16 protein-coding genes are annotated in these 23222 nt (G+C 42.5%); 9 read left to right on the forward strand and 7 right to left on the reverse strand.

Annotated elements, in window-relative coordinates; genetic code table 11:
- Positions 1-77: 77 nt before the first annotated feature.
- Positions 78-1232, reverse strand: coding sequence for a mandelate racemase/muconate lactonizing enzyme family protein (locus AC3RV5_RS19310; protein ID WP_489729199.1), 1155 nt, complete (start codon positions 1230-1232; stop codon positions 78-80).
- A 234-nt stretch (positions 1233-1466) separates the two neighbouring features.
- Between AC3RV5_RS19310 and AC3RV5_RS19315 the strand changes: the two genes are divergently transcribed.
- On the forward strand, positions 1467-3218 hold the full coding sequence (locus tag AC3RV5_RS19315) for an arylsulfatase (protein WP_489729200.1): 1752 nt from the start codon (positions 1467-1469) through the stop codon (positions 3216-3218).
- A gap of 30 nt (positions 3219-3248) precedes the next feature.
- The gene (locus tag AC3RV5_RS19320) at positions 3249-4787 is read left to right on the forward strand and encodes a sulfatase-like hydrolase/transferase (protein WP_489729201.1); all 1539 of its coding nucleotides are present in this window, start codon (positions 3249-3251) and stop codon (positions 4785-4787) included.
- Positions 4788-5451: 664 nt separating this feature from the next.
- Here the strand turns inward: AC3RV5_RS19320 and AC3RV5_RS19325 are convergent.
- Together AC3RV5_RS19325 and AC3RV5_RS19330 are read right to left on the reverse strand one after the other, a co-directional pair.
- Entirely contained in the window at positions 5452-6765 is a 1314-nt protein-coding gene (locus AC3RV5_RS19325; protein WP_489729202.1) for an ATP-binding protein, read from the reverse strand.
- Positions 6762-7436 carry a response regulator gene (locus AC3RV5_RS19330; RefSeq protein ID WP_489729203.1) on the reverse strand — a complete coding sequence of 225 codons (675 nt, stop codon included), beginning with the start codon at positions 7434-7436 and terminating at the stop codon, positions 6762-6764. Before AC3RV5_RS19330 ends, AC3RV5_RS19325 begins: the two co-directional genes overlap by 4 nt.
- Before the next feature lie 185 nt (positions 7437-7621).
- Between AC3RV5_RS19330 and AC3RV5_RS19335 the strand changes: the two genes are divergently transcribed.
- The 4 genes from AC3RV5_RS19335 (at position 7622) to AC3RV5_RS19350 (ending at position 13647) form a co-directional block, all read left to right on the forward strand.
- Entirely contained in the window at positions 7622-8458 is an 837-nt protein-coding gene (locus AC3RV5_RS19335; RefSeq protein WP_489729204.1) for a TlpA family protein disulfide reductase, read from the forward strand.
- Positions 8455-9219, forward strand: coding sequence for a thiol:disulfide interchange protein DsbG (dsbG, locus tag AC3RV5_RS19340; RefSeq protein ID WP_489729205.1), 765 nt, complete (start codon positions 8455-8457; stop codon positions 9217-9219). The genes AC3RV5_RS19335 and dsbG overlap by 4 nt, the downstream gene beginning before the upstream one ends.
- Before the next feature lie 158 nt (positions 9220-9377).
- Positions 9378-12536: an efflux RND transporter permease subunit gene (locus AC3RV5_RS19345; RefSeq protein WP_489729206.1), complete on the forward strand. Its 3159-nt coding sequence runs from the start codon at positions 9378-9380 to the stop codon at positions 12534-12536.
- Positions 12529-13647 (forward strand): efflux RND transporter periplasmic adaptor subunit, encoded by a 1119-nt coding sequence (locus AC3RV5_RS19350; RefSeq protein ID WP_489729207.1) that lies wholly within the window; start codon positions 12529-12531, stop codon positions 13645-13647. The genes AC3RV5_RS19345 and AC3RV5_RS19350 overlap by 8 nt, the downstream gene beginning before the upstream one ends.
- Before the next feature lie 450 nt (positions 13648-14097).
- Here the strand turns inward: AC3RV5_RS19350 and AC3RV5_RS19355 are convergent, their stop codons facing one another.
- From AC3RV5_RS19355 to AC3RV5_RS19370, 4 genes are all read right to left on the reverse strand, one after another.
- The gene (locus AC3RV5_RS19355) at positions 14098-15246 is read right to left on the reverse strand and encodes a PQQ-dependent sugar dehydrogenase (RefSeq protein ID WP_489729208.1); all 1149 of its coding nucleotides are present in this window, start codon (positions 15244-15246) and stop codon (positions 14098-14100) included.
- Positions 15247-15704: 458 nt separating this feature from the next.
- Positions 15705-16274 carry a HutD/Ves family protein gene (locus AC3RV5_RS19360; protein ID WP_489729209.1) on the reverse strand — a complete coding sequence of 190 codons (570 nt, stop codon included), beginning with the start codon at positions 16272-16274 and terminating at the stop codon, positions 15705-15707.
- A 478-nt stretch (positions 16275-16752) separates the two neighbouring features.
- Positions 16753-18165, reverse strand: a complete 1413-nt coding sequence (locus AC3RV5_RS19365) for an amidohydrolase (RefSeq protein WP_489729210.1) — start codon at positions 18163-18165, stop codon at positions 16753-16755.
- 101 nt (positions 18166-18266) lie between these two features.
- Positions 18267-20876: a TonB-dependent receptor gene (locus AC3RV5_RS19370; RefSeq protein WP_489729211.1), complete on the reverse strand. Its 2610-nt coding sequence runs from the start codon at positions 20874-20876 to the stop codon at positions 18267-18269.
- Between the two features lie 234 nt (positions 20877-21110).
- On the opposite strand from AC3RV5_RS19370, the gene AC3RV5_RS19375 reads away from it, so the two are divergent.
- The 3 genes from AC3RV5_RS19375 to AC3RV5_RS19385 all read left to right on the forward strand — a co-directional run bounded on the left by AC3RV5_RS19375 (position 21111) and on the right by AC3RV5_RS19385 (position 23158).
- Positions 21111-21641, forward strand: a complete 531-nt coding sequence (locus AC3RV5_RS19375) for an RNA polymerase sigma factor (RefSeq protein WP_489729212.1) — start codon at positions 21111-21113, stop codon at positions 21639-21641.
- Complete coding sequence (locus AC3RV5_RS19380) at positions 21638-22777, forward strand: FecR family protein (protein ID WP_489729213.1); 1140 nt, start codon at positions 21638-21640, stop codon at positions 22775-22777. Before AC3RV5_RS19375 ends, AC3RV5_RS19380 begins: the two co-directional genes overlap by 4 nt.
- A 246-nt stretch (positions 22778-23023) precedes the next feature.
- Positions 23024-23158: a hypothetical protein gene (locus AC3RV5_RS19385; RefSeq protein ID WP_489729214.1), complete on the forward strand. Its 135-nt coding sequence runs from the start codon at positions 23024-23026 to the stop codon at positions 23156-23158.
- Positions 23159-23222 lie beyond the last annotated feature (64 nt).

The raw sequence follows: 23222 nt of genomic DNA on the forward strand, positions 1-23222 counted from the left end.
TTTGCCGGATGGGGACAACTCACTGCCCGCAGTATTGGATTGAATAGCCATATTCGTTACCTTTAACATGTTGATAATTACCAGTTGGTATAAGAACCGTCTTTTTTATAAAGTCGAGGTGCTTCCCAATATTTGAAAGTCAAATTCTGTATGAGATCCTCGTTCACATCGACGCCTAAACCCGGCGCGTTATTTACCTTTAAGACATTTCCTTCAACTAACGGACGATTGATAAAATACTTGTCATAGTCTTCCATTGAACCGTCATAAGGAGGGAGTTCCAGCCAAGCCATATTGTTAATTGCAGCGCAATAATGAACAGATGCGGCTGAACACAAGGGGCTTAGTGGGTTGTGCGGCATCATATCGATATAATGCAACTCACACAGGGCCGCTATTTTCATAGACTCAGTTAAGCCACCGGCATTACAAATGTCCACTCGGCCAAAATTGGTTAGGGCACTTTGTGTATAATGAGCAAAATCCCATTTGCTCGTGAACTCTTCGCCTATCGCAAATGGTGTATCAATCATTTGTCTAAGCGCTTTATATGCAACGGGTGATTCATCTCGAATAGGCTCTTCTATAAAATCCAAGGTACCTTTAGGCATTCTATTAATAAAAGAAACCGTTTCTGGTACTGATAACCTATGATGATAATCAATCCCCAAGGTAACCTCAGGGCCTAATTCCTGACGAGCAATCGTCATCCATTTTGCGACTTTAGCGATTGATTCTCTGGGTTCAAAAGTGCTAGGTTGCTCAGCATTGCCATGTTCGCCTGTGGTTGCGCGCAGTACCTTCCAGCCTTGAGATTTAAGATGTAGAAAGTCATCTATTAATGCTTGGCCCATTGGTTTGATACTGGTAGCAAACAATGGAATTTCATCTCTGTGTTTACCACCTAACAGCTGGTAAACAGGTACGTTCAATGACTTTGCGACCAAATCATGCAGTGCAATATCGATCGCAGCGATTGCAGCCGCCAATACTCTGCCACCTTCGAAATATTGGCTTCGATACATTTCTTGCCACAATGCACCAATTTGATTTGGATCTTTACCGATTAAAAATTGTTTGAAATGTTCGACTGCACCCATCACAGCTTTTTCACGGCCAGACAAACCTGATTCGCCCCAGCCATAAATGCCAGAATCAGTTTCGACTTTGACGAGACACACGTTACGAAAACCAGCCCAAAATCCATAGGCTTTAACTTTGGTAATTTTCATTTAACTCACAATTTAATCAGTTATTTAACAAGCTTTACGTAGAATAAACATGTTTTGTGTGGAATTCCATATAAATTATGTGTAATCTTTCAAACAGGTTACTTTTGCATTGGTATGACGTTTAAATGCTGTTGTAATAAGCAATCTTGAAACATGTAATTAATCTTTAGCTAACATAAACGAGCAAAAGTTATGAAACCAATTTGCACTAGTTTGACTGCTTGGAAACTACTCTTGGCAACGTTGATCTTTATAGTTACCAACGCACACGCAAAAGATCGTCCCAATATTGTCATTATGATGACCGATGATCAGGGATATGGTGATATCGGTATGCACAACAATCCGTATTTGAAAACGCCCAATATTGAACGGATCGCGGCAGACGGATTAGAAATGACCCACTTAATGACTTATCCAAATTGTTCAGCGACACGAGCAGGTTTAATGACAGGGCGTTATCCTTATCGCACGGGTGTAACCGCAGTTACTCAGGTCGATCACTTGATGCGCGGATCAGAAACGACGATAGCTGAAGTATTAAGCGCAGCGGGTTACAGAACAGGTATTTTTGGTAAATGGCATTTAGGCGACAACCATCCCATGCGACCAACAGATCAAGGTTTTCAGGAAGCCTTGGTTCATAAAGGCGGTGGTATTGGCCAAGCTGCAGGGCCTGCTGGTAATACCTATTTTGATCCAGTATTGGAACACAATAATGTTTCCGAAAATTACAAAGGCTATAGCGACGATATTTTTACTGATGCAGCAATGGATTTTATTGAGCAAAAAAGTGATAAACCTTTCTTAGCTTATTTAGCTACTAATCTTCCGCACTTACCTTTGCAAGTACCAGACAAACTGGCTGAGCCGTTTCGCAAAATGGGGCTGCACGAAGATAACGCACTCGTTTACGGAATGATTTCCAGTATCGACTATAATGTCGGTCGTGTTTTGGACAAGCTCAAAGCATTGGGTCTAGAAGAAAACACCATTGTTATCTTCATGTCTGACAATGGCCCTCGTCATCGTCGCACGAAAAATGATTCTTACCCTGGTCGCTGGGTCGCGAATCTAAGAGGCACAAAAACCAGTGTTTACGACGCCGGTATACGGGTTCCTTTCTTTGTAAAATGGCCAGGCAAAATTGCGCCTCAAAAGCAATCAACAGAAATGGGCGTAATCATGGATCTGTTCCCTACTCTGCTTGATGCGGCCAACGTACAACCTCCAAAAAACATCCATATTGATGGTCAATCGCTTTTACCACTTTGGACCAAAAATGAAACTAAAGGACTCAAGGAACGAGACTATTTTGTGCAACTTCATTATGGCCCAACGCCTTTTAAATACATGCACTTCACCCTGAGAACGCCAAAATATAAACTGGTTAGTCCCCATCCTTTTCCTCACGGCATTGTTCATCAACCAACCGATTGGGTACTTGAAAACGTGCTTAAGAACCTTGAATTATTTGATGTACAAAAAGATCCCAGTGAACGTATCAATATTGCAAAAGACCATCCTGAAATAGTCGATGCAATGCTTCTCCGTTATGAAAACTGGTTTGATGAAGTCACCGAAGAACGCGCAGCTGCTGGTATAGAACGAATTTCATTGGGCAACCCTGCACAACCAGTAGTTAACCTTTCTCGTTTTGATTGGGGCGGCCCACGGGTTATCTCCCGCTTTGACTACGGTGGCCCCAGAGTTATTGAAGACAATCTACTGGGTTATTGGCAAGTACGCACTGAAAAAGGCCGCTACACGGTAACTTACGATCTACCAGAAGTATCAGAAGACGCTGTAGCTTATCTAAAATATGGTGAAGTGTATTTGTCGAAAAATCTGAGTCAGGGGCAAAAGAAAGTGACGTTTAATAACGTTAAGCTACCGGCTGGTGAAGGTAATTTTCATGCTTACATTAAAGATGACAGATTGCCTGTAGGCCCGTATTTTGTTGATGTGACACGATTAGATCTTTAATTGCCTAACAACAATAGAGTTAAAAATAAAATGAAACTTTCAAAATCAGTTAAACCTTTATTCATCGCGCTGGGAATGCTCACGCTGGTCGCTTGTTCTTCAAGTGAGTCATCAGTAGCTAACGCGCCAACGAAAGAAAACGCTAAGAAACCAAATGTGCTTATTCTAATGTTTGACGACATGCGCTTCGACACGTTTTCGTATCGAGGCGGACCGGTGAATACACCAAATATTGACGAATTAGCCAGCCAGTCATCACGATTCGATTATGCCATGTCTACTACCGGTTTATGCTCGCCTTCACGTGCGGCTTTTTTTACCGGCCGTTGGGGACACAAAACAGGTTTAGATGACAACGTCGAACTTTATCATTCCAGAGTCGAAAGCTTGTCGTTGAATGAAGGTGGGTTAATTAAACGCGCCGCTGATTCAGGTTATATGGTCGGTTATGTTGGGAAATGGCATATTGGAGCCAAAGGTCCAAGCTTGCGAGGAGCAGAATTTGTCACCGGTAAATCTGAAACCGTTCCGCAGAAACTGAAACCACGTGTCCCTCGTGATCGTCAGCAAGGCATCGACCACTATCACGCGGGTGGATTGGATAGTAACAATGAAAAGCATCAATACTACCAAACCCTTGAAGGTACTTACGAGGATACACACGCAGCAGAAAAAGTGCGTGACGGACAAAAAATGCTTCGCGAAGCAGCTAAAGACGATCGGCCGTTTTTTGGCATAATCAGTTTTAATCAGCCCCACCCCGCTTATCGTGTACCTGAGCCTTATGCCAGTATGTTTGATCCTGAAAAGATTAAGATGCCGGGAAATTTTAAAGCCGAACGCGTGAACAAACCCATGGCGCAAGACGGAATTTGGTGGCCATGGCACGACGTTAGCCACATGTCTGAGTCTGATTGGCGTAAATCAAGAGCCTACTATTACGGCGCAATGGCAATGGTTGACCATGCTGTGGGCGAAATTATTAACACTGCCAAAGAAGTGGGTATGTATGATGACTTACATATTGTATTCGTTGGTGATCAGGGCAGCATGATCGGCGAGCACAATTTGTATGACAAAGGCCCCTATGCTTACGACGAATTAATGCGCATACCTTTGTTGATCAAAAATCCCAATGTAAAACCACGGGTGATTAATCGTCATGTTTCGCTAATTGACGTTGCGCCAACTTTGGCTAAATGGATGTCGCTGCCACAAGATGGTGACGTAGATGGTCATTCATTAATACCATTGATGGAGCAAGGAGACTCAGCCGTCACAGACGAGCAAGACTTTTCGCTGTATGCATACGAATGGTACAACGGTGCATGGTTTGGTGTCAGGGCCATTAGGGATAAAGATTTTAAATTTGTTTGGTATCCAAGTGATGATACCGATGAATTGTATGATCTTAAAAACGACCCGCTGGAAATAAATAATTTAGCTATGGACCCTGAATATCGCGACGTCGCGTTACGCATGGCAAATCGATTAGAAGCCGAACTCATACGTGTCGAGGATCCCTCAGTCGAACGCTTGAGTTTTCAAAAGCAATTGTATATGAAGTGAGCGTAAAATAGTGCTAAGGCTCTAGCTTACTGCGTTTAGGCAGTTGATTAATAAACGTATCAGAGAAGTAGAAAACAACGATGGTGTTACTAAGATAAATACCCGTAATAGGCCAAATGTACTTCACCCAAGCCAATTTACTTAAAAACCGGACGGCCAGATTCAGGTTAGAGGTGCATTTACATAACATTCAGGTTTGTAAAGTGGTGTACTTCTATTTTAAATCCAGGTCATTTCGCTGAGGCGTTACCTTGGGTATACGCGTAATCCAAATACGCCTGCTCAACCACAAACCACTTTATCCCAAACATAAAACAACCGACTCAGGGTCGGTTGTTTTATGTCTCAATTAAGAAATGGTACCAGCGGGTGAAACTGGTTTCTTTCGCTGCGCAGCAGCGCCCAGTTGACAAATCTTTCGGGAAAAAATTTGAACATCGCAGGTACAACGAAGGCCCAAAGGGTGAGTAAATGGAAACCCGAATAGCGGCCAAACATGGATGCCTGAACTGTAATTCTATTATGGGGTGTTCATCATCAGGGGCGTGTTTACTCTAAATTTGATATTCCCTCCGGACTATACTGCCACAGCAAATAAAATCAAACACCGCCTCACTATCGCTAATGACTAATTCTTGATGAGGGGCAATATATTAATTGAAATTCAGTGAAAGCGAATTGGGATAGCAAACGTGACGAGAAAATTAGATCCCTCGTTCTCCAATACAAGTGAACCGTTATATTTGGTTGCGATCGCATTAACGATGGATAAGCCTAATCCTGCTCCCTTCGTTTCACCTTTACGCCAGAACCGGGAGGCCATCAATGGAATATCCGAAGGGCAAACATTGCCTGAATTTCTGACTTCAATTTTAATCCCCTCGGCGCAGGATTGAGCCTGCAATATGACAAGCGTATCGGGTTCGCTGTATTTCAGAGCGTTCTCAAGCAAGTTTCGACACACTATCGCTATTAGCGGTATGGCAATAAACGTAATTTCTTTATCCTCGTTTACCGTATAACTGATCCGCTCCGTTTCTGGGGTTGCTTCTCGCCCGATATTTTTGACAATCGATTCTAGTGACCACGGAGCCACGGAGGTCAGCGCTATCTCAGATTCCACTCGAGCCAAAGCAAGTAAATTCTCTAAGATTGAATATAAACGGTATGCACTTTTTTTCGTTTGAGCGAGTGCTTTTTCCCGTCCTGCGCCTGCCGATATTTCTGCCAACTGAATTTGAGATAAAATGCCTGTCAGCGGAGTTCTGAGCTCATGAGCTGCGTTATTAGTAAACTGCTGTTCTCGTTTCATTCCCTCAGATAAACGGGCCATTAAGGCATTTTGACTCACTACCAGCGGTTGTAGTTCTTGGAAAGGTTTCTCCAGGTACACCGGCGACAGGTCGTCACTTCCCCGTTGTTCCAGCGCCGACGCGAGATTTCTTATTGGTAACAGCCCCCTTCCGACCGCTATCCAAAGTAAAGCTAGAGCCGCGAGAAGCGCGATGGCCGGAGGGATAAGTGTACTTTTTAAAAGATTATTGTGGAGCGATTCTCGTTCACTGATTTTATCTGCGATAGTGATAACAAATTTATCCGTTCTGAGCGCATAAGTGCGCCACTGTGATTTTTCTGAACTTAAAAAAGCGAAGCCTTCGCTTAGATTTGCATCTATGGGCGGGCCGTTTATATTACTGCTGGCGATGACTGTTCCGTGCAACGAGCTAATCTGGCAGGATAAGCCTTTTGCATTTCCCAGTTCATTCGCTTGCATAATCGAAGGAATGGTTTTCCCCAACGCGGTCTCCGGTACAGTAGCTAGAATATTACTCAGCATAGTGGCGGTAGACTGCAGACGCTGATCTAACGCTATCTCCAACTCGCTGCGCAGACCAGTAATCAACCATATACTTGATACTAACCAGAAGCCGAGGAAAACCGATGCGATTAATAAGGTGAGACGTAAACGTAAACTCATGATGAGGCGGTTTCGACCTTACCTAACCTGAAACCAAAACCCCGTACAGTTTCAATCGCTTTAGTACCCAATTTTTTACGCAAATTATAGATATGCACATTTAGAGCATTGCTTGCCACATCGTCCGAGACACCATATAACACGTCTTTAAGTTGGCTTTCGGTGAGAATACGCTGCGGATTATTTAAGAATGTCGCTAGTAGCAAATCCTCACTGCGGGATAACGAAACCTGCACACCGTTAAGTACCGCGCTGCGTTTTTCAACATCGTAATTAAGCTGCCCGTGATTAATGGAGTTTGTCAGCCGGTTGGTCGCGCGGCGCTGTAAACTTATCAGTCTGGCTAGCAGTTCTCGAAGATCAAAAGGTTTTAGAAGGTAGTCATCAGCACCTTTTTTCAGGCCTGCAACTTTGTCATCGATTCCGTCTCTGGCCGTAAGGATTAACACAGGTAAAGAGTGTCGTTGCCGACGCAGCCAGATTAGCCACTGCATCCCGTCTCCATCTGGTAGGTTGAGGTCAAGTATACACAAGTCAAAATGACTGGTTTGAACAAAAGTTTCTGCCGCATTTATTGAACTGACGTGATCAACGGCCATCCCCTCAGTCGTTAAGTAAGTCACGATTGCATCGGCAATAACATCATCGTCTTCAACTAACAAAATATGCATAGCCTGTACTCTTTATGAAACATTTCACTTTGGCCGAAGGATACCTTGGCATACTCACAATGAACAAGCATTAAAAGGCCACTGACTAGCGCCTAAAAAAAACAAGTGCCACTTCTTCATATTCACTTAATCTGACTCCTTCAACCTGAGGTAGTTAATTGCAAAAAGAAGATAAAAAATAACCTATGTTAAGTATATCAATCGGCCCTATTGCGGTGTCGGTGTTATTGCTCACTACTATCATCGGCATTATTGTGTTCTGGGTTCTAACACACTGGCTTACGCGAAAAAACGCTGATAATGCGCTTGCTATAGATGGGATTTTCAGAGCGATAGTGGTCGGGCTTATAGTGGCCCGGATAGCATTCGTCCTTACTGTGTGGTCGGTGTACCAAGAAAATTGGTGGCAGATTTTAAATATTCGAGATGGCGGTTTCATCCCCTTCTATGGTTGGATCGCGAGTATTTTTGTTCTAATGGCCTCGTCCCGTGGCAGGCGCACCATTACCCGAGTCTATCTGCGAGCCAGCATTGCTACTTTATGTGTGATCATACCTTTAAATTTCGCCGCGCGCTTCTATAGTTCTGAAGTCAGTATCCCACAAATCCCGGTTCACGATAGCAGTGGCGAGCAAGTCAGTCTGCAAACCTTCGAAGGAAAGCCCCTGGTAATCAATTACTGGGCTTCTTGGTGTCCGCCTTGCCGTAAGGAAATGCCAGTTCTGGAGGCCGCGCAGAAGCAACATTCATCAGTGACGTTTCTGTTTATAAATCAGGGGGAGGATGCCTCGACCGCACAACGTTTTCTTAGATCACAAGGCGTAAACATAGAGAACGTTTTCTATGACCCGGCAAGCCAATTAAGCCGTGCGTCTGGCGCTGCAGGTTTGCCCACAACGCTATTTTTCGACGCCTCGGGAAAACTGGTCGCCAGCCACATGGGTGAGTTAACGCACGCCAGCCTTACACATTATTTGCAAATACTCGACGAAAATGACATTCAGAATAAGGAAAAACCATGAAATATATCGCGTTAGTTATTATTTTACTTTTTGCACCATGGGCGGCCGGAACGGAAAACGAACTACCTGAGCCACTTAAGTTGCTGGCACAACAAGGCGGGGAAATCGTCGACCAGTTCGATGCCCCGGCCGGTATGAAAGGCTATATTGCCGACTTTCGGGGCGATGTGGTTACCCTCTACGTGACATCGGATGATAAATACTTATTCGCCGGTACCATGCTCGATGCAAAGGGCAATGATTTAGGTGAACACGCGGTGCAGGCATACATAAGCGGGCCGAAAAGTAAGAAAGACTGGAAACGCCTGGAGTCGAGTAATTGGATTGTGGATGGTTCGCCAACGGCAAAGCGGGTAATTTACACATTTACCGATCCTAATTGTCCATATTGCAAAAAGTTCTGGCAAAGTGCCCGGCCCTGGATCGCTTCTGGTCAAGTTCAGATCCGCCATATTCTCGTCGGTATTCTAAAAGCAGACAGTCAAGGGAAGGCAGCAGCGATCCTTGCCGCCGACAATCCAGCAGAAATCTTGGGCAAACACGAAGCAGGAAACTTGTTCCCTGAACTTAAACCTTTGCAAAATCCCTCTTTCGAGGTACGTAATAAGTTGATGATAAATTACCAAACCATGATGGCATTAGGTGTAAGCGCGACACCCGCCACTTTTTATCACGACGCCGCCGGGGCTGTAAAAAAACAAATGGGCCTGCCTCCCGAACCAGTACTGAACCAAATCTTCGGGCCAGTCAACGAAAATTAACATCCCGTTATATATAAATGCCTGAATTCAATTTCAAAACCTTAATCTGATCTTAATCCAGGTTTCATACTGTTCAATTTCGATAAACGAAGTAACCAATACAAGTTGGCGGACATAGCGTTTGTCCCAAGTCGCCATTTAAATAAGGTGTGAAATCTGTGTGGATAGTTAAATTTGCTTTACGTCAGCGTTACACAATTGGCGCTTTGGTTCTGTTGTTATTGTTAGTTGGCGGGCGGGCTATGCAACAGATGTCTACCGATATCTTGCCGGCAATAGACATACCTTACGTCAATGTCATGTGGACTTATCCTGGGCTCAGTGCTGGAGACATGGCGGCGAAAGTCTCATCGTTCAGTGAAATCGCGATCATGAATAACGTAGATGATGTTAAGCAGGTAACCTCAGAAAATGGCAATGGCTATTCCTTGATCCGCGTTGAATTTCATCCTGACGTCAAACGTGAAGTCGCATTGACTCAGATAACTGGCGTTTCGCAAACCATATTAAAACGGCTGCCAGCGGGAATGACACCTCCACTGGTAGTGAATTACACCACGTCCAGTGTACCGATCCTGCAGTTAGCAATATCGTCCGATAGTATGACTCAATCACAATTGTATGATTATGCGCGCTTGACACTCAGGCGAAAAATACAATCTATACCCGGGTTACGACTGAGTTTACCGTTTGGAGGCGCACCCAGACAGTTAATGATTGATATCGATCCGAACCGGTTGCAATCCCATGGCCTGACCGCTCGGGATGTGGCTGACGCCATCTATCAGCAAAATGTAACCTTGCCTTCAGGGATTTTACGCGAAGGGAAACTAGAACTCACTGTCTCGACAAATGCCAGCCCTGAGGATGTTGTCGCGTTTGAATCCATTCCCGTTAAAAATACTGAAGGCGGTTTGATCCTATTGAGAGATGTAGCGGAGATCCGGGATGGCGGTGCCGTTGCCACGAGTATGGCGCGAGTAGACGGCCAGGCCGGTGTGATCGTATCGGTACTTAAACTTGGCCAGGCATCAACCGTTGACATCATAGATGAAATCCAGCAGCGGTTGCCGCAAATTCGAGAAGATGCGCCCCAGGGCCTCAGTATCATACCCATTTTTGACCAGTCTAGATTTGTAATAGCGTCTCGAGACGCTGTTCTAATAGAAGCCTTGTTGGTGGCAGGTCTGGTTGCAGCTGTAGTGCTATTGTTCCTTGGGAGTGTGCGAAGTACCGTCATTGTTCTAATCTCTATTCCGCTGGCATTGTTAGCTTCACTGACCGGGCTGATTGCACTGGGCTATACACTTAACCTAATGACACTCGGGGGCCTAGGGTTAGCGATTGGCATCCTGGTCGATAACGCTCTGGTAGAAATTGAGAATATTAATCGAAATATTGACTCTGGTAAGTCTGTCAGAAAAGCGGTAATAGACAGTGCCAGTCAGGTGGTATTTCCTGAGCTCGTATCTACATTGAGTATTTGTATCGTGCTCATACCTATCTTTTTACTAGGTGGTGCAAGTTCGTTTGTATTTGAACCTCTGGCACTAGCGGTGTTGCTATCAATGCTCGCCTCTTTCATCCTGTCGCGAACGCTGGTACCCACACTTGCCTTTATGTTGTTGCCCACAGAACGTATTCATCGAGCATCCCACACCTCAGCATTTCAGCGAGTTCACCTTCGATTGGAACAAAAACTTGAACATATTATTGGCATACATACTGCCAATATACAAAAGCTCATAGGTTTACGTTACCGACGCAGTATGATTGCCATTATCTTTGTGCTTGTGGCTATTGTTGTCGTCAGTACAATTTCTACCTTAGGCAAAGATTATTTCCCCAAATCCGATGCGGGCGGTATTCGACTGCACCTACGAGTAGAAAATGGCAGTCGACTACAAGAGACTGCCATACAGTTCGCTAATGTGCAGCGATTGATTCGGCAAATAATTCCAACGGATGAAATCCAGACGATCGTTGAAAATATCGGACCACCAGATCCCATTAATCGTACTTGGATAAGCACAATGATCAGCGCTTCTTCCGAAGGCGAATTGCTCATTCAATTGAAACCAGGCCATTCTCCTACCGATGGCTACATTCGTGAAATCAGGCAGCAGCTTAAAACGCTATACCCAAGCTATGACGTATTGTTCCGACCTGCAGATATTATATCTCAAACGCTAAACGGCACGGCAGATTCAGCGATTGAAATTAATATTACGGGTAGAGATCTGAAGGGAAATACCCAGGTTGCCAAAAAACTGATGAAAGAACTTGAGTCCGTTAACGGCGCGGTAGATGTCATGATTGGCCAAATTATGGCATGGCCAGATTTGTACATCACCGTAGATCGCATTCGCGCTGCTCAACTAGGTGTGAGTATTACTGATATTAGTCAGGCTCTGTTGGTAAGTTTAAGTTCCAGCGCAACGTATTTCCCGAATAGTTGGGGAAGTGACGGTATCAGCTATATCGTTGCCGCACAGGTCCCTCCTCATCGAATGGATTCATTGAATTCACTTTTGAATATCCCGGTTAAATCTGCCATCAATGGCAATGAAAATGTGTTATTACGCAATGTAGTAACCGTAAAAGAACGTACCCGACCCGCTACAATTGACCGACGAATGCTTGCGCCTGTGGTGAGTATTTTAGTTGGAGTAGATCACCGAGATTTGGGCGGTGTATATGATGACATAGCCACACTGAGTGAACAATTCAGCAACAAGTTAAAGCCTGGGAACACTATCTTTATTGATGGTCAGGCAAAAGATATGTTGGATGCATATGAAAACCTCGCTATGGGAATGATCATGGCAGCGCTGCTTGTTTATTTACTCATGACCATCAACTTTCAATCCTGGGGACTTCCATTGGTCGCACTTAGTGCTATGCCACTTGCTATAACTGGTGCACTTCTTGCCCTTTTTGTGTCGCAAACTCCACTTAGTGTGTCTGCATTTATGGGCATGATTATGGTCATGGGCGTTACCACGGCAAACAGTGTGCTTGTGGTAAGTTTTGCAAGAAACGAAATGCTGTTGAATAAACCTGCCAGGGTTGCGGCGCTAAGTGCCATTCAAACTCGTTTTAAACCAGTACTAATGACTGCAACAGCCATGCTCATGGGAATGATACCTATGGCGATGGCATTGGGGGAAGGTTCTGAGCAAAATGCCCCATTAGCCAGAGCAGTTATTGGTGGCCTACTGTTAGGGACTCCCGCTACTCTGACGCTGGTTCCGCTAATACTTAGTTTGCGTAATAAATCTCTTTTCAATGACTCTGAGGAAAATACACTTGTTTAGTTTGAATCATAAAATGCAAGCACATTGGATTTGTTGTTGTGTGGGTTTGTCGTTTGTCACTATGCTATCTGTGGCTAAGCCTCAGCAAGCATATCAGAAAACCAGTATTTCAACCCGACAACCTTTAAATGGCCAACTGCAAACCGCAGAATTAGAAATCGCTGACAATGGGCGATTAATGACTCTTCCTATGTTGTCTCAACCATTGCAAACAGCCAAATTATTCTCCCGTATCTCCGGATTTATCAAAGCACGTTATGTCGATATAGGGGATAAGGTAAAAAACAATGATTTATTGGCAACAATCGATGATCCGCAAATTAAGGCGCAGGAGAAAAAAATTCTGGCTGATATTGACGAAGCAGAGGCTGAGCTCGATCTGAATCAATTGAATTACCAACGGGCTCAGCAATTAGTAGCTGATAATTTGGTCAGTGGATCAGAGCGAGATCGACTGCGTATTTTAGAGACTCAAGCAAAAGCCAGAATTGCTGGTTTACGGGCAGAATTGGAAGAAAATCGCTCACGTCAGTCATTCCTTGAGATCCGGGCACCATTTGACGGCTATATAGTAGCAAGGGGACTCGAGGTCGGCGATCTTGTAAATGCAGATAATTCCCAGCAGGCCCGTTATCTCTTCGAAATTGCAAATACGATACGATTGCGTCTTAACATTCACATTCCACAAAATGAAATCAGATATATTGCTACTGGCGATGAGGTAACAGCCAATTTTTCGGGTTACCAAAACCTTACTGTTAAAGGACGTATCAGCCGTTTATCTCAGACGGTTGATGGCCAATCAGGTACCATGTTAGTAGAAGCCGAAATTGATAATCGTAACTATAACTTACCTGCTGGTTTGCGAGGTACAGTCGTTGTAAAGACATCTTCAGGCGCAAATGAAAATAGGGTCTTCAAAGCACCACTTTCAGCACTTAGTTACCATAATGGCCAAGACGCAGTTATGGGTGTAACTAACGGCGAGATAAAATTTCACAAAGTTGACATAGTTTCTAAATCACAAACTAGTGTTCTATTAAGTGGTGATCTAAGTAGCGTTGGTAAAGTTGTTTTGAACCCAAATGCCTTACTGATAGACGGAGGGTGACTAAAATTTTACCAAACAGTTAACCCAAAATCTGATCAACTGACTTGTTCGGCGGGCCGTGCCAAAATAATAATCACTATTACGTCCTGATCAACCGTTTGTAGTGACGCAATTAATTTGGCCACCGAATGAGATGTTATGCGCAGTTTCATAACAGCATTAGGTGTAATGATGACAAAGAAAAAACCACCAACATTTAGCCCAGTTGGTGGTCGAATAAGGTAACACTGGCTAGGGGAATAGCAAATATTGACACTAAGGCAAATAAATAGGTTAATCAAAAGCTGTAAGCGTCTGATAAATTTAAGATTTCACCTTTAAATCATACCAGGTGATGGAAAAGGTAAAATCTAATATCACTGATTTTAATTGTGAAATCTACGCCTGACGTTCGACATGACCGAAAAAGATACACTCCGGATCAAAAGCAAATCTTGTACAAGTGAGATTTTAGCGACCTAATTTGAGCAAGCGACCATTTTCACCATCTTCCAATACAAAAATATCACCGGCTTGGTTTTGTTCGACTTCGCGCACCCTCACATCCCATTCATATCTCGCCGCTTCTTTTGCTCGATATTTTGGCTGCTCGTCATGCTCAGAAAATTCAACTCTGACCAGTGCTTTTGATGATAGTCCACCTATGAATCCATGGTTCTGCCATTCTTTAAATTTAGTACCTTTGTAAATAATGAAACCGGCAGGGCTGATGGCAGGCACCCAAGCAACAACAGGCGCATTGTAAATTGGCATACTCTCGTGCGAGGGTATTTTCACACCCGAATAATGCTCCCCTTCTGAGACATTCGGATAACCATAGTTTCTAGCCCTTTCAATAAGATTCAACTCATCACCACCTCTTGGGCCCATTTCATGTACCCACAGCTTACCCTGAGCATCGAAGTCAATTCCCAGTGGATTTCTATGGCCCAACGTCCAAATCTGATTAGTGACAGGACCATTCTCACCAAAGGGATTGTCCTGTGGAATCGAACCATCAATATTGATGCGCACGACTTTGCCTAAATTCATTGCCATATTTTGTGCTGGACTGAATTTCTGTCTCTCACCTGAAGTAATAAATAAATGGCCGGTGGGTGCAACCGCCAAGCGATGGGCATAATGGCCATTGCCGGTTACTTTTGGCGATTGTCTCCAGATGATTTTTCGATTCAAAAGCTTTGCGTCTCTTTTATTGATAGTCAGTTTAGCTCGTTCAACCACAGCACCATTGAATCGATCATCCTTGGGATCCCGCTCAACATAGGAGATAAACACCAACCCATTGTTAACAAAATCAGGATGAACGATCACGTCCCCTAACCCACCTTGGCCTTGCAACTCGATACTCGGGGTATTCTCTACGGCAAACATCTTCTTGCCGCTCTTGTTTAACAACCACAAAACGCCCCCCTTTTCCGACACTAACGAATGGCCATCGGGTAAAAATGCCATGGCCCAGGGATGATTGAATGTCTCTAAGGGTTCACCGTTGAGGGTAACCCCGTCTGTTCCCTCAATCGCAAATTGAGAGTACGCCAGCGGGGTAAAAACCAGTGATAAAGCGAGTAACAAAAATTTATGTAAAAACGATTTCATGGCAAACCTTCTTATTAAATTCAAATAGCCTAGTTATACGTATCAAACAAAGCAAGAAAACGGCCGTTTAAAACTGCACCAACTTTAAGGCTTTTTTGGTCAATCAAGTAGGTGAGATAGCAGTACTTCCAGGGTACGTCGGTCCCCCCCCCGAAAAATAACTGAGGTCAGGTATGTTAAAATATTTAACGTATACTTTTAGCGTTCAAAAAATTATATGGGCGTATCTGTAGACTTTGAGAAACCATAATCCGTCAAACATTAAGGTGTCACGTATAACGATTCTTCGCGAGTTTAAAACACCCGTGGATATTAAAAACAACTCACTCCACTCGTGAGCATATAATCCCAAATACGGCTTACAATATGAAATATCGCAACGAAAGGTGTCCGGTTGGGTTGACCAGAGCAGTTTGGTTTATTCGTGAGACAAGAGTGATCATCTATTGAATTGAGGCTTATTCCAGCCTGGTAACTAATAACTGACATGGAACCGTAGGGGTGATCTGCAGCTCCCCGCTTTCTTGGCTAAGGCATAGTGTTTGCTGTGCTTTAAGCAAATAATTACAGCCATTAATGGCAAACTGTGCACTTCCACTGACCACATAGATGAACGTTCGGGAGGACAAAGTCAGTGACTCAGATCCGGTAACCAGGCTCAAGACCTGCAAAGAGGCGCTCTGCCCACCTCTTCGGCTCATTAGGTTGAAATCTCGTACCGGCCCAGCTATTAGCTTACAATCAATTGGGCTTTCTCCGGCAAAGCAAAAGGGTTGCAGCGGCTGATCTAATACCTGGGGCTTATCACCCACACCAGATAGGCAACAACCTGGGCCATCTAACAGAAGGATGATACGATCGATATTCTCAAACTGGGAAAAGGGGCCGTCAGTGACCACTTCAGCAATGGATAAGCGCCAGCGCATACCCCTTTCGTCATCTTCCCGGGCAATCTCGTGGGTAATGCCCCCGCCATTTTGCCAGCGCTGGACGTGCCATTGTTGCGGGGTGATAAGTTCTATTGTCATCAGTAGCACCTTAAAAAAAATTCATTCGAACGATCGGTTAAAATAAGTGGTTGAGATGATAGATTACCCGAAAGTGTCACACCCTACGATGACAGTATTGTAGTTAGGAAGATACATTCCTCATTAAGAGGGGGGAGCAATCAGGATGGCCAGCGCAGATATAATAGTCAATAAAATTAACTATTTAGTTATTAGTTACAAAGGTTAAATTTCGACACTTGGTTCTCAAGTAGCTGCAATAAATGATCAAAAATTCACAGCGTTACCACCAAAGTAACGAGCTGAGTGCTTCGTAAATTAATAGGCAATTTAAAGTTTTGAGCTAAATTGCAGACAACAAAGAGATGGTATCAGTGGGCGGACTCGAACCGCCACGCATTTCTGCAACGGATTTTGAATAGAGCGTGCTTATAAATACACTTAAATATCAATAAATAAATGCTGGTAGCTCAAAAGCGAACAAAGTTGTATTGATTACCTATAAAATTGGCTGGCCTCGGCTGATTAACGACTTCTTCACCTTGAGACTGAATGCATGTGCACGTTTAATAATATCATCCTCATCAACAGTTAATGCTTTTCGATCTTCCATTAGTAACTTGCCATCTATAATACTGTGGCGAATATCGGTTGCATAAGCAGAGTAGACGATTGCAGAGTATGGGTTATAAATAGGGGTCATATTGGCCGACTTAGTTCCAATAACGATAATATCGGCCAATTTATTTTTTTCTAATGAGCCTATATCATGTTCCAGATTAAGAACTTTAGCACTGCCCATAGTTGCCATTCTAATAACATCAACCGCTGGCATAATGCTTCGGTCTTTGTTCCATAGTTTTTGTACTTTTGCTACTTGGCTAAACTCATCAATTAAACTGATCGTATTCCCAGACATTGGTCCGTCAGTCCCTAATCCTACATCAACGCCTTGTTTTAACATTTCCACTATAGGAGCAACACCTTTCGCAGCTTTAATATTGGCACTCATGTTATGAGCAACACCAACATGGTATTTTTTCAACTTAGCAATATCTTGCTTATCCGCCAAAATGACGTGAGCACCGACTAAATTTTGGTTTAGCACGCCAATGCTTTCCAAGTATGCGATGGGTGATAAACCGTTGGTACGTTTAGCAATAATCTCTTGTTCTTTCTTAGATTCTGCTAAATGTGTTAATACAGGAACATCATAGGCTAGTGATAATTTTGCAATTTTCTGTAGGGTTTCAGTACTGTTAGTATATGGAGCGTGGGGAGCAAAAGCAGGGGTAATACGAGGATGGTCCTTATATTTTTTAATAAAAATTTCGGCGTAGGCTATGCCTTCTATCGCTGTTTTAGCATCAGCTTGGGGATACTTAATCACCGTTTGTCCTAATACAGCGCGCATGCCAATTTGATCTACCGCCTTGGCTACTTCATCTTCAAAATAATACATATCGGCGTACGTAGTAACGCCGCCTTTTAACATTTCCAGATTACCTAATTCAGCACCTAAATAGACCATTTCACGGGATACAAATTCTTTCTCTAACGGAAATAAATAACCATGAAGCCGATCATCTACATCATCTCCTAAAGAACGAAGTAACGACATAGAAACATGGGTATGGGTGTTAATAAAGCCCGGCAACACTAGGTCACCTTCAACATCAAGAACTTTAGATGCAGTAAACTGCTGAGCTTCTAGCTGTGAGCCAATTGCGATGATTTTATTATTTTTAACGGCAACAAAACCATTAGTATACTCAGTGAGCTCTGCATCCATGGTTAAAACATGCCCATTGGTGATCAATATATCGACCGCTTGTTGGGCGTTTGAAATAGAGGAAAAACTAGAAATGAAAAGAATATTAATTACAAATTTTGAAATGCGACTTAATTTCATACTACAGCACCTAAATCGAAGAAATATTAATATAGCTGTACTGCTCCAATAAGCGCTCGGGAGCAGTACAACCACAGAGGAGGTAATGATAATAAGATTATTTAGAACTTAATTTTAAAATCAGCTCCCCATGCACGTCCTTCGTTAACAATACCTGCAAGATTATTTATAGTTAAACCGCCAACTAACGCTGTTTCATCCATTATATTTCGGCCATAAGCAGCAACTTCAAAATCATAATCATTAATTGCAAAAAGGTAGCCGACGCGAACACCACCTTCTAGATATGGGTCCTGTTGCATTTCAACAGCATCAATTAAAGAAAACTGCACTTCACTTGCGTAAGACCAATCGGTATAGAAATAAAGATCTCCATCACCGATTTGCGTGCTGTAGCGCATTGTGAAATTTCCAATCCATTCAGGCGCTCGTGGTAAAGATAATCCATCCACGCCAATCAGGCCGTTTTCATCGACTGGATTACTTACTGTACAAAAGCCACACGTTGAAATGGCTGCATTTTCATCTTGAATTTCAGTGTTATTGTAACTAACACCTAAGGTAGTAAGTAAGTCTGCAGTTATTGCATATTCTGCTTCGACTTCGAAACCGTAACCAACGGTTTTATCTATATTCAATAATTCTTTAGCCGCTCCTTCATCAAAAGAAGATTGCGCAGTCAATTGTTGATCATCCATTTGAAAATAAAAGATATCAAAATTAACTCTAGCAGCTCCATCTAGTAAATCAGATTTGGCTCCAACTTCTATAGAATGTATTGTTTCGGAGTCAGCAATACTTAATTGAGGGTTATTACCACTGACAACACGCCCTTGAATACTCGGCGCTCTAAACCCTTTGGCAACGCGGCTATACAAATTGGTATCACTTGAGTACTTATAAGTTGCACTCAAATCCCAGCTAATAGCAGAGTCTTGTGTATTGGCATACATTGGATCAAAAAACTCACCATCTCTTGAAGTTGATATGATACGTTGAGCAACATACTCCTTTTTGTCTTTTGAATATCGAAGGCCACCAGTAATACTAAGCTCTTCGCTAACATCATAATCAGCTGAAACAAATACAGCCCATGCGTCTGTTTGCTGGTTCTGCTTCAAATAACGTTTAACACTGCCGTCCTCATTATAATGTAGAGTATCGATATCAAGGTCTTCGGTGAAAAAGAATGCACCGGCCTGATAATCAAATCGACCTAGTTCGTTAGAGGCAATTCTAAACTCTTGGGTGAATTGACTATGGTCAGGGATCCCATCAGCACTTTCTACTGAGAATAAAGGCACTGTACCTAACTCCCCTGTATAACCAGAAGGGTCGCCAAAACTACTGACTCGATAACCTCCGTCAACATCTGCGCGTGAGAACATTTCAACCGACTCATATCCCGTAACCGACGTATAAATATAGTCAGCATCCAAATATTCTAGTTTGATACTTCCACCGTCAACTTTTACACTTTGTGTTGCACGTTGAGCCGCATCTTGATACACAACATTACGATCAAAATTTTCTACAAAGTCATTAGTTCCCGGTGCTATCGCACTAGCGCGAAAGACTGTTGGTGTCCCATCTAAATCTCGAGTGTGATAGTTAAAAAGCGCCGAGAAGTTATCATTAGGCTCATACAAAACTTGAACTTTAGCCGCACGATCGTCATAGCCCCCCAAAACATCCTTTTCTTCGAAACCCGGAGCTTTAGTATCGATATAGTCATCTCGCGTTTGATTTAACAAAGAAACACGAACAGAAAGTGTGTCAGTTAGTCCTCCACTAAGAGCGCCTTGAGTCGATAAAGTATTAAGCGAACCATAGGACGCGGAAAAGTAGCCCTCAAAATCTTGCGTCGGACCCTTAGAGGTAAACTTGACTAGCCCTGCAGGTGTATTTCGACCAAACAAAGTTCCTTGAGGACCTCTTAGGACTTCTACACTTTCTACATCAAAAACAGGAAATCCTTTTAATATAGGACTTTCTTGTACTACATCATCATAAATCAAGGATACCGGTTGAGATGCGTTTAAATCAAAGTCTTGGTTTCCTAAGCCTCGTATGTAAAAACGAGGAAAAGAGCGACCAAATGAAGACTCAATCTTCAAACTAGGTATACGTGCTGACATAAAACGAATATCAGCTCCATTTGTAGTAATGCTATCTAACAAATCATCTTTCATTACAGAAACTGAAATCGGTACTTGTTGTAAGTTTTGAGTACGGCGTTGAGCTGTGACGGTAATGTTCTCTATGGTACCTTTACTTTCTCCAGTGGAGCGCTTGTTACTGGCATTTTGTTGTGTTTGATTGTCGGTGAGACTGCTAGTCTCCACCTGCTTTTTTTCGTCGAGTTTTGCTCCCGCATTAGCTTTTTCAATAGCGATGGTTTTGCTATTGATATAGCGATACTGTAATTCTGTATTTTGAAGCAACATGTCTAAAGCTTCCTCCTCTGTATAGGAACCAGAGAACGGCGTAGCCGTCAAACCATTTGCGACGTTAGAAAAGAAGACAATCTGTTTGCCAAACTTCTTTGCTACACTTTGTAAGGCATTATCAAGGGGCACTTCAGCTATTTTAATTTGAACTTGTTTGTCTTGAGCGTTGATGTCAGTCACAACGCTTAAGCTGCCCGCCAAAGATAAAATTATAGAAAGTACAATTGGCTTCTTTTTCCATTTCAGTGTGTGTGTTTTCATGCTTATATTCCTATGTCCATGATATATTGGTATTTTTATTGGGCATAGATAATTGCCAACAATAAGGCAAGTTTTTACCTGCTCAAGAAGAAAGAGTGAAAACATCTTGGTTTTAGGTACTGATTTTTTTATTTTTATTTTTTGTACCTAATTTTTATCGAAAAACACTCTTATAAGTAAGGACGTTTTTTTCAATTTTTAAATACATCAATTACTGCCGCAAGATATGAATCTATGACTAACAATATAGCAAGTAGAAACAGCAGTTTTATCAAAGGGCTATATGAGAGCTCTTATAAAGAGCTATTTGCTTTTTTATTGCGCCGCTCAAAAAACCAACAGCAAGCGCAAGATTTTTCACAAGAAACTTATCTCCGGTTAATGCGTGTCGAACGAACCGACCTTATAGAGCAACCAAAAGCTTACCTTTTTCGCATTGCAGCCAATTTAGTTCACGAAATGAGAATAAAGAGTGACCGCCAAGCGGAGAAAGATACCTGTTCACTAGATGGAATTGAAGAAATAGCGAGTGATGATGATCCTCAATCTAGTTTCGAGATACAAAAAGCGATTACTGATTTGGAAAGTATACTTGCAGGGTTGCCTCTTATTTACCAATCGATACTACTGATGAGAAAAAGAGACGGATTAAATCATGCCGAGATTGCACAAAAGCTCGGGATTTCTATTCATACAGTGAGAAAATATTTAACCCGTGCGATTACTGAATGTCGGAAGGCACATAGTATGAGTAAAGAATCATGAATAAGTATCATCAATCAAACATTCTTATTATTGAAGAGGCAAGCCATTGGGCGGTGCTTTTAGATGACGGTGATCTGAATGAGGAACAAAAACACGAATTTACTCATTGGTTACTTAAAGGCCCAGTTCACGTTGATGAGTTCTTACAGGCCTATGCCATTTTTGATGTATTATCCGACATTGATCGCAACAAAAAGATCTCTATAGATAATTTACTCGAAAGCATAAAAAAAACAGATAGTAAAATTACCACAATTCATGTCGATAAAAAAAATTCGAATACATTAACTAAAAATAATATACAAAAAAAAAGGTTGACGGCTCCCACATGGTTAGCATTGGCGGCAAGTGTCATCATAAGTGTATTTACTTTTTATCAACTTGATCCGCTCCCATTCAATGGTAAAGAAACTCCGAGCTTACAATTCAAAAATAGTTATAAAACCGTACTTGGTGAACAAAGAAGCGTTACGTTAGTTGATGGCTCAATTATCTATTTAAACACACTGACCAATATTGAAATTGACTACAACAAGCAATTCAGGAATATTCACCTGTATCAAGGAGAGGCAATCTTCAAGGTTGCACATGACCCCAAAAAACCATTCAGAGTGTGGGTAAATAGGACGATGTTTCAAGCTCTAGGTACCGAATTTAATGTTAAAAACAATCAAGGTAAAATTGAATTAACTGTAATTACAGGGGAAGTGGCGCTCACTAAAAATGCCATCAACAACCAAGTTATTGCGATTAAGAATGATACTATTCGATTACAAGAAAATACCAATATGGATTTCCCATTAGATAAAACATTAATTGTTTCTATTGGGCAACAAGCAACGGTACAAACGAATGGCTTAGTAACCACAGAGATCAAAGCTGACCTGAATAAAAAAACCTCTTGGAAAGCTAGAGAGATGATGTTTAAGAATGATCGATTAGAAGACGTGATTTATGAATTTAATCGCTATAATGCACTGCAAATCACTATAGACTCTCCAACTCTATCCCGTATGTCTATCACCGGTGTATTTGAAACTAATGATCCTCTTTCATTACTTGAGTTTTTAGAAAGTTCAGGTAAAGCAAGAGTCCAAAGAGACGGAGCCCATAAGATAACCATCTACGATTTATGAAGGTATATTCGTTACTAATTTAGTTTGAGATGCTAATGGCGTTGTCTCCTAAATCAAATGAACCTTTTGACCTTAGCGTGATCAGATATCCCAATCTGGTTCTGGGCAAGCAGCAAAATAGGCAAATCTACACGTAAAATAACCAATTGGTCACAGTACAACAAAGCATTAATTAACCGAGGCTCGTTGGTAACCGTTCAGCGGGCAGGTGTTGACATGTAAATATATTTTTTTGGTATGATCCCGATGATCCTATTGCGTGATCCCGCGCATGTGGATGGCATCAACATGACACGTAAAAAATCCCGTCCAGCCGATACGCTTGAACAAGGCAATGCGCTTATTCAGTCGTTATGGGACAGACTCAATGTAAGCGTCTAGCAAAGGCCTTCTTATAAATATGAACTTGGCACCGCACAATAATATCTTTGATCATTAATCGAGG

The organism is Paraglaciecola sp. IT1134, assembly GCF_058068185.1.